Origin of the sequence: Bacillus sp. RSS_NA_20, assembly GCF_020165915.1 — a bacterium.
Taxonomy (GTDB): domain Bacteria; phylum Bacillota; class Bacilli; order Bacillales; family Bacillaceae; genus Bacillus; species Bacillus altitudinis.
On sequence record NZ_JAIUKW010000005.1, the window covers coordinates 933,701 to 947,890 of the forward strand.

Annotated in this window: 18 protein-coding genes; 3 read left to right on the forward strand and 15 right to left on the reverse strand. The window is 40.3% G+C overall.

Going from position 1 to position 14,190, the window contains the following annotated elements; all coding sequences use genetic code 11:
• Positions 1–108 precede the first annotated feature (108 nt).
• The 11 genes from LCD32_RS10295 to LCD32_RS10345 form a co-directional block, all read right to left on the reverse strand.
• Positions 109–921 (reverse strand): purine-nucleoside phosphorylase, encoded by an 813-nt coding sequence (locus tag LCD32_RS10295; RefSeq protein WP_008344425.1) that lies wholly within the window; start codon positions 919–921, stop codon positions 109–111.
• 11 nt (positions 922–932) lie between these two features.
• The gene (gene deoB / locus LCD32_RS10300) at positions 933–2,117 is read right to left on the reverse strand and encodes a phosphopentomutase (RefSeq protein WP_060781165.1); all 1,185 of its coding nucleotides are present in this window, start codon (positions 2,115–2,117) and stop codon (positions 933–935) included.
• Positions 2,118–2,270: 153 nt separating this feature from the next.
• Entirely contained in the window at positions 2,271–3,161 is an 891-nt protein-coding gene (gene xerD, locus LCD32_RS10305; protein WP_035702861.1) for a site-specific tyrosine recombinase XerD, read from the reverse strand.
• A 6-nt stretch (positions 3,162–3,167) separates the two neighbouring features.
• Complete coding sequence (locus LCD32_RS10310; protein WP_008344420.1) at positions 3,168–3,395, reverse strand: YqzK family protein; 228 nt, start codon at positions 3,393–3,395, stop codon at positions 3,168–3,170.
• Positions 3,396–3,512: 117 nt separating this feature from the next.
• Complete coding sequence (fur, locus tag LCD32_RS10315) at positions 3,513–3,965, reverse strand: ferric iron uptake transcriptional regulator (protein ID WP_003215577.1); 453 nt, start codon at positions 3,963–3,965, stop codon at positions 3,513–3,515.
• Positions 3,966–4,086: 121 nt separating this feature from the next.
• Positions 4,087–4,731 (reverse strand): stage II sporulation protein M, encoded by a 645-nt coding sequence (gene spoIIM, locus LCD32_RS10320; protein ID WP_017367532.1) that lies wholly within the window; start codon positions 4,729–4,731, stop codon positions 4,087–4,089.
• A 115-nt stretch (positions 4,732–4,846) separates the two neighbouring features.
• Complete coding sequence (locus tag LCD32_RS10325) at positions 4,847–5,977, reverse strand: S8 family peptidase (RefSeq protein ID WP_024718936.1); 1,131 nt, start codon at positions 5,975–5,977, stop codon at positions 4,847–4,849.
• Positions 5,978–6,088: 111 nt separating this feature from the next.
• On the reverse strand, positions 6,089–6,310 hold the full coding sequence (locus LCD32_RS10330; protein ID WP_008344413.1) for a hypothetical protein: 222 nt from the start codon (positions 6,308–6,310) through the stop codon (positions 6,089–6,091).
• Between the two features lie 68 nt (positions 6,311–6,378).
• Positions 6,379–6,831, reverse strand: a complete 453-nt coding sequence (locus LCD32_RS10335; protein ID WP_008343848.1) for a GNAT family N-acetyltransferase — start codon at positions 6,829–6,831, stop codon at positions 6,379–6,381.
• A complete protein-coding gene (locus tag LCD32_RS10340; protein WP_058214175.1) occupies positions 6,818–7,999 on the reverse strand; it encodes a TIGR00375 family protein in 1,182 nt (393 codons plus the stop codon). The genes LCD32_RS10335 and LCD32_RS10340 overlap by 14 nt, the downstream gene beginning before the upstream one ends.
• Positions 7,996–8,553 (reverse strand): NUDIX hydrolase, encoded by a 558-nt coding sequence (locus LCD32_RS10345; protein WP_116307106.1) that lies wholly within the window; start codon positions 8,551–8,553, stop codon positions 7,996–7,998. The genes LCD32_RS10340 and LCD32_RS10345 overlap by 4 nt, the downstream gene beginning before the upstream one ends.
• A gap of 168 nt (positions 8,554–8,721) precedes the next feature.
• Here LCD32_RS10345 and LCD32_RS10350 point away from each other — a divergent pair, with 168 nt between their 5' ends.
• Positions 8,722–9,648 (forward strand): aldo/keto reductase, encoded by a 927-nt coding sequence (locus LCD32_RS10350; protein WP_116307108.1) that lies wholly within the window; start codon positions 8,722–8,724, stop codon positions 9,646–9,648.
• A 176-nt stretch (positions 9,649–9,824) separates the two neighbouring features.
• Here LCD32_RS10350 and LCD32_RS10355 read toward each other — a convergent pair whose 3' ends face one another.
• On the reverse strand, positions 9,825–10,049 hold the full coding sequence (locus tag LCD32_RS10355; RefSeq protein ID WP_008343840.1) for a YqkE family protein: 225 nt from the start codon (positions 10,047–10,049) through the stop codon (positions 9,825–9,827).
• Positions 10,050–10,168: 119 nt separating this feature from the next.
• On the opposite strand from LCD32_RS10355, the gene LCD32_RS10360 reads away from it, so the two are divergent.
• Positions 10,169–11,098, forward strand: a complete 930-nt coding sequence (locus LCD32_RS10360; protein ID WP_079919587.1) for an alpha/beta hydrolase — start codon at positions 10,169–10,171, stop codon at positions 11,096–11,098.
• Positions 11,099–11,122: 24 nt separating this feature from the next.
• Here LCD32_RS10360 and LCD32_RS10365 read toward each other — a convergent pair whose 3' ends face one another.
• From LCD32_RS10365 to LCD32_RS10375, 3 genes are all read right to left on the reverse strand, one after another.
• Positions 11,123–12,385 (reverse strand): tetratricopeptide repeat protein, encoded by a 1,263-nt coding sequence (locus LCD32_RS10365; RefSeq protein ID WP_024718943.1) that lies wholly within the window; start codon positions 12,383–12,385, stop codon positions 11,123–11,125.
• 300 nt (positions 12,386–12,685) lie between these two features.
• A complete protein-coding gene (locus tag LCD32_RS10370) occupies positions 12,686–12,925 on the reverse strand; it encodes a YqkC family protein (RefSeq protein ID WP_008343836.1) in 240 nt (79 codons plus the stop codon).
• Positions 12,926–12,937: 12 nt separating this feature from the next.
• The gene (locus LCD32_RS10375) at positions 12,938–13,264 is read right to left on the reverse strand and encodes an iron-sulfur cluster biosynthesis family protein (protein ID WP_224563727.1); all 327 of its coding nucleotides are present in this window, start codon (positions 13,262–13,264) and stop codon (positions 12,938–12,940) included.
• Positions 13,265–13,521: 257 nt separating this feature from the next.
• On the opposite strand from LCD32_RS10375, the gene LCD32_RS10380 reads away from it, so the two are divergent.
• On the forward strand, positions 13,522–14,184 hold the full coding sequence (locus tag LCD32_RS10380; RefSeq protein ID WP_224564603.1) for an expansin EXLX1 family cellulose-binding protein: 663 nt from the start codon (positions 13,522–13,524) through the stop codon (positions 14,182–14,184).
• The last annotated feature ends 6 nt before the right edge of the window (positions 14,185–14,190 follow it).

Genomic DNA, 14,190 nt, shown 5'->3' on the forward strand with positions numbered 1-14,190 from the left:
TCGTAATCCTTTCTATTTTTTCCTCATAAAGGCTGTTTTATTCAGAGATCGTTTGATTGCCATAAAAAAAGCCCTCTGTTTCATGAACAGAAGGCTTTTTCACACGATCTATGAGAGTTGTTTGACAACATCTTTCACTAAATCAAGGAAACTTGCTTTCACTTTTTCCGTCACTTCGATCACTTCATCATGAGAAAGCGGCTGATCTAAAATACCTGAAGCCGCATTAGAGATGCATGAAATACCAAGTACTTTTATGCCTGCATGACGTGCTACAATCACTTCTGGCACAGTCGACATACCGACTGCATCAGCGCCAAGCGTTCTGAGGAAACGAACCTCTGCCGGTGTTTCATATGAAGGGCCTGTCATTCCTGCATAAACCCCTTGCTGCACAGATATGCCTAAATGTTTAGCCGTTTTCTCTGCAAGTGCCAGCAAATCTTTATCATACGGTGCAGACATATCAGGGAAACGAACCCCTTGACTGTCGTTTGGTCCAATTAACGGATTGGTCCCCATCATATTGATATGATCTGTAATCAGCATAAGATCGCCAGGATGGAAGGATGTATTCACACCACCCGCTGCATTTGTCACAATACATGTCTCAATGCCGATTTCTTTCATCACACGGACAGGAAATGTCACCTGCTTCATATCATACCCTTCATAGTAATGGAAACGTCCTTGCATGGCACAAACGACCGTGCCTTTCAGCGTTCCAATGACGAGCTGGCCTGCATGCCCTTCTACTGTTGAAACAGGGAATCCAGGAATATCTTCATATTTCAATTTGATTGGATTTTCAATCTCATCGGCTAAAATGCCAAGACCTGAACCTAAAATCAATCCAACTGTTGGTACATATGTCGATGCTTGTTTAATATATGCCGCCGCTTCTGAAAACTGTGCTCCCACGTGATTTCCCCCTATTTGAGTTTAGATAAAAAGCTTGTGCCGTATTTTGGCATCGTTGTCTTGAAATTGTCTGCGACCGTTGCCCCAAGATCAGCAAATGTTTTCGCTGTTGGCAGCTCATTCGCTTCTTGATGCTTTTTGCTGTAAGCAATAAGCGGAACGTATTCTCTTGTATGATCTGTTCCGTGATGAACCGGGTCATTTCCGTGATCTGCTGTGATCACAAGCAGATCATCCTCTTTTAATAGATCAAACACTTCAGGTAGACGTGCGTCAAATTCCTCTAGTGCCTTACCGTAGCCTTCTGGATCTCTTCTATGTCCATAAAGCGCATCAAAGTCGACCAGATTTAAGAAGCTCAGCCCAGTAAAGTCTGTCTTCAGCGTCTCCACTAGCTTGTCCATTCCATCCATGTTGGATTTCGTTCTGAGTGAAGAGGTGATTCCTTCACCATCATAAATATCAGAGATTTTTCCGATCGCAATGACATCAAGTCCATCATCTTTCAATTCATTCATGACGGTACGGTCGAATGGTTTTAATGCATAGTCATGACGATTTGGTGTTCTAACAAATGCCCCCGGCTCTCCGACAAATGGACGAGCGATGATGCGCCCTACCATATATTTTTCATCTAAAGTCAGTTCACGTGCGATTTCGCAAATGCGGTAAAGTTCGTCTAATGGCACAACTTCTTCGTGTGCAGCAATTTGCAGCACAGAATCTGCTGAAGTATAAACGATTAAATCGCCTGTTTTCATGTGCTCTTCGCCAAGCTCATCCAGAATTTCTGTACCAGACGCTGGTTTATTTCCAATGATGCCGCGCCCTGTTTTTTCTTTTAATTCATTTAACAGTTCATCTGGAAAGCCGTCTGGAAAGACTTTAAATGGTGTGTCGATGTAAAGACCCATGATTTCCCAATGTCCTGTCATTGTGTCTTTCCCATTGGATGCTTCTTGCATTTTCCCATAATACGCAAGCGGTGTTTCGTCCGCTGGAATTCCTTTAATTTCTTTAATATGACTTAGCCCAAGCTTCGCCATATTCGGCATATGAAGCCCGTTCATTTTTTCAGCAATATGTCCAAGTGTATCTGCACCTACATCATTAAAATCAGCAGCATCAGGTGCTTCCCCGATTCCTACTGAATCCATCACAATGAGGAAAATACGTTTATACTGATAATCAGGCATAAAAAAGCGCCTCCTTCAATATTCTTGTCCTTTCACCTTTCACAACTGGAGAGGTCAGACATCTCAAGTATAAACCGTTTTCAAGTCAATTGACAACCATAAACGGTCCAAACATAAAAAAGCATGATACACGTTCACCGTGCCATGCTTTACTTATGCCCTTGGATGGAATTTGTGATACACGTCTTTTAATCTTGTTTTTGTGACATGTGTGTAAATTTGAGTAGTAGAAATATCGGCATGTCCGAGCATTTCCTGTACGGCTCTAAGATCCGCACCGTTTTCAAGCAAATGTGTCGCAAATGAATGTCTGAGCGTATGAGGCGTCAATTCTTTTTGAATACCTGCTTCTATGGCTCGTTTCTTTAAGTTCTTCCAAAAGCCCTGCCGCGACATTTTTTTTCCGTGATGATTCAGAAACAAAGCATCGGCCGGCTGTTTTTTGAGCAGCTTGTTTCTGCCTTTTTCTATATACACTTCAATCGCACTTGCAGCAGCTTCACCAATAGGCACGATCCGCTCTTTTCTTCCTTTTCCAAAACAGCGGATAAACCCCATGGTCAGATGCACATCTGCAAGAGTCAGATCAAGCATTTCACTTACGCGAATACCTGTTGCATATAAAAGTTCGAGCATGGCTTTGTCACGGTAGTCAAATGGTGTTTGCTGCTTAGGTGTATCGAGCAGCTTTTCTACCTCATCTAATGATAGAACTTTCGGTAATTTCCGCTCTGTTTTTTGTGATTCAATGTTCCATGACGGGTCATCTGTTGTCACTTTTTCACGGAGCAAAAATTGATGAAAGGAGCGTATCGATGATAGATGACGGACGGACGTTTTACTCGATTTCCCTTCGTCTTTTAACTGTTTTAAATAATGAATAATATGAAGGCGAGTGACGTCTTTTACATCTGTCAATTGTTCATGCGTCATTAAAAAAGACAAATAGCTCTGTAAATCTCTTTTATAAGAGACAATGGTATTTTCAGAGAGTCCTCTCTCTACTGTCATAAAATGAATAAAGTCGGATAATTGATCCTTCAATGGTTTCTACTCCCCGTTTTGATAAAAATAAATCAATCGATCCTGCCAGCTGTCTTGTTTCGGCTGATCCATTTCCATCACTTTTATCGCTGCACCTTCTGGTTTATCATAACGATGATAGCTTTCATATTCTGAATTTATCCATATCATAGCATAATAGAACAGGACGGTAAAACCAGTGAACAAGATAAATACTTTCATTACTTCCCCTGTTGTTTTGAGCCATTTTCGCATGTTCTTCATGTCCTTTCTCGTGTTCTCATTACTTCAGCATATGCCAGGTGGGACAAGGAATATACAGCGAACATGCAAAAAACCTTTTCATTTTGAATGAAAAGGTTCCAATTCGGATTATTTGCCGGATTCATCATCATGACACCGGTGGCAAATACCATGGAATGTCAATCTATGATCCTTAATTTTAAATTTCCAATCGCGTTCAATAATTTCTTCAACATCTTCTAATAAATCATCTTCTATCTCATCGACTGTCCCGCATTCCATGCAGACAAGATGGTGATGGAAGTGAGCGGCTCCTTCTTTGCGAAGATCATATCGCGAAACGCCGTCTCCAAAGTTAATTTTATCAACAACTTTCAGTTCAGTAAGCAATTCTAACGTCCGATAAACAGTAGCAAGACCAATTTCAGGAGACTTCTCTTTTACGAGGAGGTATACATCTTCTGCACTTAAATGGTCTTCTTCATTCTCAAGCAGTACTCTTACTGTTGCTTCACGCTGTGGCGTGAGCTTATAGCTGGAAGAATGAAGCTGTTTCTTAATTCGATCAATCCGATTTTCCATTGACTTTCCCTCCTACGCCACATTACTTGATCATTATATCAAATGATGTGCAGAGAGCCAACTATAATCATTTTAAATTGATAAATAAATTGATTATTATTTAATAACGATTATAAAATCATCAAAACAGAACACCTGCCAGCTTTTTCATCAGCATGAATGATAAGTATGATTCAAAAAAGGACGAAAGAGCAGCGAGGGTTAAAATCATCAGTAGAACAGAAGCATACCGGCCAAACCAATGGATTGGCGCTTGACTGATGGTTTTTTTCATAAAAAGCTGACCAATTAAACGAATGGAGAACGCAATCGCACAAGTTCCGATCACTAAATACGCTGGAATGAGCAAGATATTTTGAGGAAGCACCGAGACAAAAGATAGAAAAAAACCGCTAAGCCCCATTTGATTGACCAAAAAACCGACAGTAAACCCAACTACAATCCCTTTTAAAAAAATCATCAGAAAAATAAGCGGCAGGCCAATGATGGAAATTCCGAGTATCCACATGAGGCCCAAATATTTCATATGATGCAAAAAGCTTTGCAAAAACATTTCTTTTGATTCTGCTGCTTTCTCATTCGTCAGTTGACCAAAAAATTGATTTAAATAATAGAATAAATCCTCTTTCTGACTCATTGTCATACTATTGACGATAATGGCTCCAAAAATGACGCCCATTAAAAATAGTACAGAAACAAACAAATAAATTGATAAATGATCTTTCACGTGCTGAAGAAGATGTTCTTTCCAAGACTTTTTCCGCATGCGCCTTCCTCCCAAATAGTAAAGGTTACTAGATTCTATGAGAGAGCAGACGAAACATGACAGTTTTATAAAAAGAAAAACGAGAAAGCAGCTGTACACTGCTTTCTCGTTTCCTTTATCGTGCAGCTTTTTGTACGTTCACAAGCCCAGCGCCATAATAAAAAGGTTCGCCAAGTTTTGTTGCCGTTTTTGTCAGCCTTTCACGCAATTCATCATTTGTCAGATTCGGATGTTTTGATAGAATGACTGCCGCAGCACCAGCTACATGAGGTGATGCCATAGACGTTCCACTCTTATATCCATATTCGTTATGAGGAATGGTACTTAATGTTGAAACACCTGGTGCTGATACTTCCACTTCTTCCCCAACAGAGGAATCAAAGGCTCTTTGCTTTCGTTGATCCACAGATGCGACTGCCATGACAGAGCTGTATTTGGCCGGGTAATCTATCGTATTAAGTGACCCGTAGCTCCCAGCATTTCCTGCAGATGCGACAATGAGAATCCCGTTGTCATATGCTCGATCGACCGCTTCTTTCAGCGCCTCCGATTCACTTGCTCCCCCCATACTAATATTGATGACATCCATCTCATTCTCAATCGCCCATTCAATGCCTTTAATGATCCAGCTATAGTAGCCGTCACCATTTTCATCTGCCACTTTCACCGCATAGATCGAAGCTTTTGGTGCCACACCAACCACGCCTACCTTATTATCTAATGCTGCGATCGTGCCTGCAACGTGGGTTCCGTGTTCATGCGGGTCAACGAGCGGATCGGACTCTGTTGGAACAAAGCTGACACCACCAGTTACATGTAAATCTTCATGCTTGCCGTCGATTCCACTGTCAAGAACAGCTACTTTGACATTCTGTCCGGCATATCCTCGTTTATGTACCTTTTGTGCTTTAATGCTTTTGATGCCATAAGGGACGCTTTGACCGCTTGTTTTTGCTTTTTGGTCTTCCTCAATAAAAGTAACTTCTTTTGCTTGATGTAGTTTTTCTTTTGATGCTTCGTTCAACGAAACTTTCATCATATCTATTTTATCTATTGATTCTTTCACATGACCGCCAGCTTTTTCAACAAGCTGTTTTTGTGTTTTGTCTTGAACGGAAGAAGAAAAACCGATCATATACTCTTTTTTTGCTTGATCCTTTGCAGATACATCTGATGCGCCGAATGTCATCGATGCCAGTAGCATACTTGCCATACAAAGCCCTGCTCCAAATGATTTGACCTTCACGATACCCACTCTCCCTTTCATTTCTTTTTGTCATTTAACTACATTTTTAGACAAAAAGAAACGACCGTTTGTCCTATTTTTTAAAATTTTTCCAATTATTTGATCTACTTGTCACAAAAAAGCAAAATAAAAATGCTTATGATCCTGTTCATAGCGATCATAAGCATTCCTACCTTTATGTTTTTTCATCATATGCTGCAAGGCTTCTTGTTTTGTTTTTGTCTTTCTTTCGTGTGTACTAAAATGCGGCATATTTCCTCTCGATTGTTCTGGATTTCGGCTGTGCTGCCTTTGAAGGTGTTCTCTCTTTTTCTTTGCTTTGCTTTTTCCCATTTCGCAAAACCCCTTTCGTTGTCGTTATGATACATGAACGCATCTAAAAAAGATAGACGTATACACGCCTATCTTTCTTTTCTCACCATATCAAGATGCGGAATTCCATCCTCATCATAACAATCTGAGACAGCTTCGAAGCCAAACGATTCGTAGAACGATTTCAAATAAGCCTGTGCTTGGATTTTAATCTTTGTTTCGCCTAATTCACTGAGCTTTTTTATCGCCTGATCGAGCAGGATCTTCCCGTAACCTTTTTTCCGGCCGGTCTTCGTCACAAGGACACGGCCAATGGATGCCTCTTTGTACATGATCCCGCTTTGGAAAATGCGGCAATAAGCCACAATCGTGCCGTTCTCTTTTGCGATGACATGCAGCGCCTCTTGATCACGATGATCAATTTCAGGATAAGGACATGTTTGTTCTACAACAAACACATTTACCCTTTCCATTAAAATCAAGTAAAGGTCCTCTTTAGACAGTTGTTCAAATGTGTGACATGTCCATTTAAGTTGATTCATGATTGATATCCACCTTACCGTAGACTCCGCCTCCGCCAGCGATCAGTCCAACTTCACCTTTTCTTGCTTTGATGATGTAATCGGCTGTTTTCTCAGGCAGGACCGCTTTTAATTCTTGTTCTGTTGCTTGATGAAGAATATTCATCTCTGTATGAAAGACAGCTTTTAACTTTTCTAACGTTTTGGCTCCAACACCTGGAATAAATTGAAGGGGAAGCTGGTGAACATAAGGAGGCCTTATTCCTTTGTCACTTTCTTGGTCAGCAAGCTCCTTTAACCGCTCACTCACCCCTTTTGTCATTCGGGTATGGCCGCATGCTTGGCACTTTTCTTGCTCCTGACTGTCAGGTCTTACCCCGCATTTCTCACAGGTCGTATGATAATACTTTCCGAGCCGCGGAGCGAGCCCATAATTTCCAGTGATATTTCTGCCATCTTTTCCTTGAAGCGCTAGCTCAAATTCAGCAAAGGAGGCATGATCCATTCGGATCTTCGTATATTCCCGCGCAATTTTCCCTAAAGAATGGGCATCTGAATTTGTTAAAAAAGAATAACGGTTTAGCTCACTTAGCTGGGAGGCCATAGACGTATCACAGCTAAGGCCAAGCTCAACAGCATCAATGAGTTCTGGATCGAATACTTCGGTTAAAGACGTATTGACCCCTTTGCCGTATAAACTTTTATGTGGCGTAAAAATATGGGCAGGAATAAATAATCCCCCTAGTTCCTTCACCTTATGCTGAAGCGTTCTCCCATCCACATATAACCGCTGTGAACTCAAATGCACATTTTTCATATGAAGAGAAAGCCATGCGGAAAACTCAGACATTTTACGAAGCGTGGGCATAAAGGCAAGCACATGAATCGGACCTTTTGATTGGTCATCATTGATTTCTAGCTCACTGCCTAAAAGCAAAACGGTCTTTCCAAATGATAACCCGCCATCGCTTAGTTCCGTGTATATGCCTTCCTCTACACCTTCTATCAATTCTTCTAGGACTTCAGGAGATTGTGCATCAATCACACCAATCATTCCCATCCCTTTACTTTGAGACGCTTCAATGAGAATTTGGTCAATGGTCAGTGACCTTGCACCTGTAATTTTGACAGCCCTGCCTGTTCTTGTTCGACCAATATGAATATGGATATCTGCAAAGAATTCCCTCATTTTGTAGACTTAAGTACCTCTTGCAATTGTAAGTATTGAATGGCATAGGCTGTTTTCGCATCATAAATATGTTGTTTTTCGATGAGGTGCAGTGCTTCTTCTAGTGAAACTTCCATCACTTCGACAAATTCATCCTCATCCAGCTCTCGTTTTTCTTCAAGCGGGACGAGCTGATCAGCAAGGTAGATGTGAACAATTTCATCCGCAAACCCTGGTGATGTATAAAAGGCTGTCAGCTTTTGGAGCGCCTGAGTTGTATAACCTGTTTCTTCTTCTAATTCTCTCAGTGCTGTATGTGCCGGCTCTTCTCCTTTTTCTAATTTTCCAGCCGGAATCTCAACGATGGATCTCTCCAGTGCTTTACGGTATTGCTTGACCAAAATGATTTTATTTTCGTCTGTACGTGCAATGACTGCTACTGCACCTGGATGTTTAATGATTTCGCGTTTGCCTGGTTTTCCGTTCGGCAATTCTACATCTTCAAGAACCAAGTCAATGATTTTTCCGTTATATAATGTTTTTGACGATAATGTTTTTTCTTCAAAGTCCTTCAATTTTGTCAGCTCCTCGTTCTACTTTCACTTTTTACTTCATTCATTTTAACATAGATGTTTTAGGAGAAGCCAAAATGCGGATGCCTGCTTCAATGCGCCTTTTGAAATCACCTAGCTTGAATTCCAGAATTGTTTCACTTAATGTGAAAGGATAGGAGTGTGATTGAATTGAAAAAAAGACGAATTGGCACCTCTGATCTCTTGGTTAGTGAGGCGGCACTAGGATGTATGTCCCTTGGGACTGAAAAAGAAAAAGCGCTCTCTTTATTAGATGAAGCCATTGATCTTGGGATTAACTATTTGGATACAGCTGATTTATATGATTTTGGAACAAATGAGGAAATCGTCGGGGAAGCCATTAAGAACAGACGCCAAGATCTGATTTTGGCCACAAAAGGCGGCAACCGCTTTGAAAAAGGCAAACCTGGCTGGGATTGGAATCCTTCAAAAGCATATATAAAAGAGGCAGTGAAACAAAGCCTGAAACGACTTCAAACAGATTATATTGATTTATATCAATTGCATGGCGGCACAATTGACGATCCAATTGACGAAACCATCGAGGCATTTGAAGAATTGGTTGAAGAAGGTGTCATTCGCTATTACGGCATATCGTCGATCCGTCCAAATGTCATTAAAGAATACGCCAAAAAATCAAACATCGTGAGTGTGATGATGCAATATAGTTTACTCGACCGCCGCCCAGAAGAATGGTTTTCTCTTCTTGAAGAACAAAGCATTAGTGTCGTGGCAAGAGGTCCTTTAGCAAAAGGATTATTAACTGAAAAACCCCTTTCGCAAGCAAGTGCGGCGATTCAAAAGAACGGGTATCTTGACTATTCATTTGAAGAGCTTCAGCAAATCATTCCTTCGTTAAAGAAAGTCGCTTATGACCTATCACTGACAGAGCTGTCCATTCAATACTTGCTTAAGCATTCTGCAGTCAGCTCTGTTGTTTTTGGCGCAAGCTCGGTGAAACAGTTAAAAGAAAATGTGGCAGCGGCAAATGCACGTTCATTAAGCGACCAAGAAGTTAAAGCTTTGTCATATTTCACAAAACAGTCTGTGTATGAGACGCATCGTTTGAATCAATAGAAGACAAATGGAAGAACAGCTTGTCACTTATGTTTTATTTTGAATGTACAACCCTATTGATGCGATTCTGAAATGAAATGATACGAGGGAGTTAGACGTGTTTTCTCTCAGGCTCATGTAGTATGTATTCATCTCAATGATATAACATAAAAAAGGGAGCATCGCAGCTCCCTTTTTTAACTTTTATACTTTCTCCAGTCTAAATGACTTTCATCTAGCAGCTCTGAGAAGCTTTTATTTTTTTCTTTTTCTTTCTGTTGCCGAAGGAGGTCTTGTCGTTTTTGTTCTTCTCTTTTTTCTGTCTCGGCGGCCAGATTCTGCTTCATTTGAAGGAGCTGCTGTTTCACATCATCCTTTATGCCGTCCTTTAGCTTTGCTTGATCTTGATTGGTCTTTTTCACTTTGCCTCTCTCCTTTTGCTTTAGTGTATCACCCGTTTTATTTGCTCAGCAAGAGTCACGCCAAACTCCCAACATGTGGTATGATCTTCATAGAAACCCTTCGGAAAGGAAGAATCAGCTTGAAGAAGAAATGGCTCGCTATACTCGCCTTGGTATTATTTCCACTCGCTGCAATCGGCATTTTTTTTACCAATAAAATGATGTATATACGAAAATTAACGGATGAAGAGCTCATCAAACGAGAATCAGATGAAGGGCACTATCATCACGAGGAGTTTCAACAGCTGCAAAAAGAGAAAGTTTGTATTCCTTCAGCATTTGGTTACGATCTTCATGGCTATTTTGTACCGCTCCCTCATACAACACGCACCATCGTTCTTTGTCACGGGGTTACCGTCAGTTTGATCAATTCCGTGAAGTATATGAAATTATTCCAAAAGCTTGGATGGAATGTGCTGCTCTATGATCATAGAAGACATGGGATGAGCGGCGGAAAAACAACGAGCTATGGATATTATGAAAAAGAGGATTTGGCTCAAGTCGTCAAGTGGCTGAGAAAAAAGCTTGGGGAAAAAGCAATCATTGGGATACACGGAGAATCGATGGGCGCAGTCACAACTTTATTATATGCTGCAAAACCGGATGCAAACGCCAATTTTTACATCGCTGATTGTCCTTTTGCTTCTTTTGAGGATCAGCTTCTGTATCGATTAAAAACAGATTTTCGTCTTTCAGGACAGTGGATTCTTCCACTAAGTGATCAAGTGTTGAAATGGCGGGACGGATACAGCATTCGGCAAGTTTCTCCACTTGATGTAATCGATCAGGTGAAAGAACCTATCCTTTTTATTCATAGTCTCCACGATGACTATATCCCTTGTGAGCAAAGCGAGCAGTTATACGCACGCAAAAAGGGTGATAAACGGCTATTTATTGCGCCACATGGTGCGCATGCGATGTCTTATAGCGACAATAAGGAAGTCTATGAACAAGAGGTCGAAGCATTTCTGGAAGCATTTCAATTTAATCAAAATGAAAGAGGAGAATGAACAGCCGTTCGTCTCCTCTTTTTGCTAACTTATACGATAGTCACCACTGTTGTATGGTGTCTGCCCGCCAGCTCCATATGGCTCTCTTCCGATTGCTGCTGACTCATGACCGATAACCCTGCAGTTGCTGCCAATAAAAGAACTATCAAACTCATTTTCATATAAATGACCTCCATTTTGAATTTTTGATATGGCTTGAATTTTCCTTTCGTAATACCGGGTAGAAACTTCAAATAATCCAAGCTCATTATAATAATGAGCCGCATCAAGTGCCAGTTCCTCAATATCTGGGTATAAACGCTTGTCCTCCAACAAATCTAATGTATCGTCTATGATTTTTATTTCTGCATCAACGTATAATGCTTTTAAAAACTGAAACTTGCAGATGTAAATTTCATCTTCTAATTCACAGGCTTTCATAATACCTTGTTGATAGAGGGTTAACGACTCTTCTATTTGTTTTTGTTTAAACAGGATTTGGGTCAGCATAAATAGTGGGTCTAGAGAGCGATTCAGATGGGTTAAATTCTCCTTTTCAAACACTTCAAGAGAGTCTTTGAGATAGCGACTTGCTGTAGCAAGATCGTTCATTTGGTAATAGCAGTTACCTAAGTTGAAAAGGGCCGAACCTATGACTCGAGGGTTTCCAATTGAGCGTGCTCGCTTTAGAGCATTTTTAAAGTAGGGCAATGCATGTTCATAGCATTTCAAATCATCATAGTTTGCACCGATGACAAATTCACAGTGGATGATTCTCAGCGTGTACGTTCTGTAGGCAGAGTACGTATCTAACGCTTGCAAAGCATAGTGCATCGAAAAGTGGGTTTGTTTCATGTGGTAGTATATTTCTGCTAATTTAAAATAAAATTCTGCTCTTTCTATATCATCTGATATGAGATTGAGCTTTTTTTCTGCGGAACGGTAATAAGCAATGGCGCTCAAATAGTTTCTCTGTTCAAATTCAAACATTCCTGTAAAAAAATGAACATAGTATTCAAGCATATCTGTTAATTTGGTCTGCGAATGTTCAATTGTTTCTAGAAGCTTCTTAATCTCCTCATCATTCGAGGCTTTTTTTGCCGGTTCAAAATATTCAAGCATGACCTTATGTCGAAAATCCATCAGCTGGTAAAAAAGCAGCAAGTTCTGATCTTGCTCCATCTCAAGGATTTCCTGCTCGATCTCGGCCTTTAGCTTCTCTGCTTTCATGACATGAAATCCGCAAATCTGCCTATACCATTCGTTTATTTTGATTCCAACCTGAGGCGATGACAGCTTGAGCTTCAATTCACCTTAGCACCTCCCTCCTCATGTACGATACATGTTGTATTCTATCATATTTCCTCGAATGGAAGAAATATGAAATTTCGTTTTTCGTAAAGTTTTCGGTATCCCGCAATAACCGCTTCCATTGCCGATTTTTCGGCATTTACAGTCTCTATTTTTCTCTTTCTATTCTTCTCATTTTGTCTAAATGTTTGTTAAAAATGACTTTTTATCGTTGAAAAATCTCATTTTTCAAATTAGACAGTTCTTCTGTTTGATGAGATGATGATGGCACAAAAAAAGCCCTCTTCAGCAAAGGGCTTATAACACATCTGTTACGTGTTCCATATTCTCTTTTATCCAACTGACTGCTAATTCAAGCGTTGGAAATTCTTCCGTTTCAAATGTGACTTCATCTTGGAGAAGCCAGACGTCCTTTTTTACTGAATCCATTCCACCGATTGACCAGTGCAAAAGGCTATATGGATGATTATTATTTAAAAACGACACCCACGTTTTATTTTGTGCCGTATTTTGTATCACTTTCAGCTTTTGATCCACTACGTTTCCACCTTACTTTACAAGTATACCCATTCTCGGGCTGAGTATTTGTTGAGGACTTTTCAACATAAGTGTATTGGCTTTTTCATTAAAATCAATCGTCATTTCCTCGTCAAAAAACACCTTTTGTGCTGTGTGTATATATAGTTTTAAATGTTGGCTATTTTTAAGTGGTTCCCATTCACCTGTTCTTTCACTTGTTAACCAAAGCATTGGTACGCCACTCACTGCACAGCCACAACCTTCTGAATCGTAGCGAAGCAGTAACTCCTTCGTCACGTTTCCTGTTTGCTGTTTTTCTATATACGTTTTAGCCAGTTCTGTGATGTGAATATACATGGCGAACATCCTTTTTAAATTGATGCTTACATTGTAACACATAAAACACCATAAAACATGACACACGACTAAATCCGAAAGTCACACTCTTTGAAATACACCCTCTTCTCACTATGATTATATCTATCTATTGGCTCTTTCTGCATCCTGTTTTTTAGAATTATACTGATGACGCTATCAATTTTAAAAGAAGAAACAGGAGGTTTTAGATCGTGAAAAAAAGATTATTTCTCTGCTTTATCGGGGCGCTGATATTGATGTTGAGTTTCACTATGCCCAACATGAAAGCGGCATCTATCCTTGATGAAGTACGAGAAAGCTATGCGACTTATACGGGATCTGGTTACTCAGGGGGCGCCGCTTTATTAGATCCTATTCCCTCTGACATGAAAATTACGGCTTTAAATCCCCATGACTATAACTATAAAGAGGTAAATGCGGCACTTGCAGGGGCTTATCTTGAAGTAACGGGGCCAAAAGGAAAAACCGTTGTGTATGTAACCGATAAATATCCAGAAGGAGCAAAAGGAGCTCTTGATCTTTCTCCTAATGCCTTTACCAAAATTGGCAATATGGAAGATGGGAAAATCCCGATTAGTTGGAAAATTATAAAAGCACCGATTAGCGGAAATGTAGCTTACAGAATAAAAGAAGGTAGCAGTGAGTGGTGGGCTGCGATTCAAGTGCGCAATCATAAATATCCGGTTATGAAAATGGAATATTACAAAGATGGACAATGGGTGAACATGGAAAAGACAGACTACAACCATTTCCTTGGCTTTCATATGGGGTCTACATCTCTTCCTGTTCGAATCACAGATATTCGCGGGGTCATAGTAAAGGATCAATTACCCGCTCTTCCATCTACTGCTGCTTCACAGGCCTATATTGTAAAAGGCAATGTTCAGTTTCCTAATTAACGAGGA

Excerpts from the sequence above, each read along its gene's own strand:
- LCD32_RS10310 (WP_008344420.1), bottom strand. The coding sequence starts at position 3,395 with ATGCGAAAATGGCTCAAAACAACAGGGGAAGTAATGAAAGTATTTATC.
- spoIIM (WP_017367532.1), bottom strand. The coding sequence starts at position 4,731 with ATGCGGAAAAAGTCTTGGAAAGAACATCTTCTTCAGCACGTGAAAGAT.
- LCD32_RS10340 (WP_058214175.1), bottom strand. The coding sequence starts at position 7,999 with ATGAGGGAATTCTTTGCAGATATCCATATTCATATTGGTCGAACAAGA.
- deoB (WP_060781165.1), bottom strand. The coding sequence starts at position 2,117 with ATGCCTGATTATCAGTATAAACGTATTTTCCTCATTGTGATGGATTCA.
- LCD32_RS10330 (WP_008344413.1), bottom strand. The coding sequence starts at position 6,310 with ATGGGAAAAAGCAAAGCAAAGAAAAAGAGAGAACACCTTCAAAGGCAG.
- LCD32_RS10335 (WP_008343848.1), bottom strand. The coding sequence starts at position 6,831 with ATGAATCAACTTAAATGGACATGTCACACATTTGAACAACTGTCTAAA.
- LCD32_RS10380 (WP_224564603.1), top strand. The coding sequence starts at position 13,522 with ATGTTGAGTTTCACTATGCCCAACATGAAAGCGGCATCTATCCTTGAT.
- LCD32_RS10375 (WP_224563727.1), bottom strand. The coding sequence starts at position 13,264 with ATGTATATTCACATCACAGAACTGGCTAAAACGTATATAGAAAAACAG.
- fur (WP_003215577.1), bottom strand. The coding sequence starts at position 3,965 with ATGGAAAATCGGATTGATCGAATTAAGAAACAGCTTCATTCTTCCAGC.